Here is a 918-nt window from a genome sequence, read left to right as displayed (position 1 = left end):
CGAGCAGGGCGTCGGCGGCGCGGACCGGATCGGTCTCCCCCACCGCGACCTCGCACTCCTCACGGTTGCCGACGGCGACGGTGGCGTGCTCGAGGGCGATCGCGACCTCGCGCGTCGCGGCCTCGGGGCTCGACCAGAACATCGACCGGTAGTCCAGGTCCAAGACGGTGTGGGTCTTCGTGCTGTTCTGCGCGGCGGACCGGGCTTCGTACGCCACGTGGTGCGCCTGTCGGCTCGGCTCCTCGCTGAGGCCGGTCACCGTGGTCCAGAAGATCTTCGCGCGCTCGATCTCGTGCAGCGGCAGGGACTTCGCCGTGATCATCAGGTCCGGCGCCTTCGGGGCCCGGTAGAAGTAGAGCGGGAAGTCGTCCGGCGGGAAGATCTCGCAGAAGGCGACGGGGGTGTTCAGCCCCTCGACCGTCTCGACGAAGGCGTTCGCGACGCCGTACTCGGGCAGCGTGCGGGCGATGTACCGGCCGAAGGGGTCGTTGCCCGTCCGGGTGATGACCGCGGCGTCCGCGCCGTGGCGAGCAGCGGCGATGGCGACGTTCGTGGCGCTGCCGCCGACGGACTTCGAGAAGGTCGAGACGTCCTCGAGCGGGCCGGTCTGCTGCGGGTAGATGTCGACGCTGACGCGTCCCATCGTGATCACGTCGTAGGCGTGGGGAGCTTGGTTCGTCATGCGACGCGGTGGACCTTCCGTGCGGCTTCATCGGCGGACGATCACGACTGTACACCCTGTTTGCCCTAATGTCATGACATGGATTCAGAGGTCCGTCACGCGGGTCGCGTAGTGTCCGTCACGCTGGTCCGGCGGTCACCTCGGAGTGCCGGGAGGCGCGGTGTCGGTGGGTTCTGCCAGGGTCGCGACATGCAGATCCTCGCCCTGGTCATCGGTCTCGTGATCGGCATCGCCGG

General features: G+C 68.5%; 1 protein-coding gene. It reads right to left on the bottom strand.

Features of this window, described 5'->3' with window-relative positions; all coding sequences use genetic code 11:
• On the bottom strand, positions 1-682 hold a 682-nt coding region (locus BIU89_RS12890; RefSeq protein ID WP_071247115.1), incomplete at its 3' end, for a PfkB family carbohydrate kinase.
• Positions 683-918 lie beyond the last annotated feature (236 nt).

It is taken from the genome of Curtobacterium sp. MCBA15_005, from assembly GCF_001864855.1.
Lineage (GTDB): Bacteria > Actinomycetota > Actinomycetes > Actinomycetales > Microbacteriaceae > Curtobacterium > Curtobacterium flaccumfaciens.
This window is presented reverse-complemented; position numbering and strand designations above follow the sequence as displayed.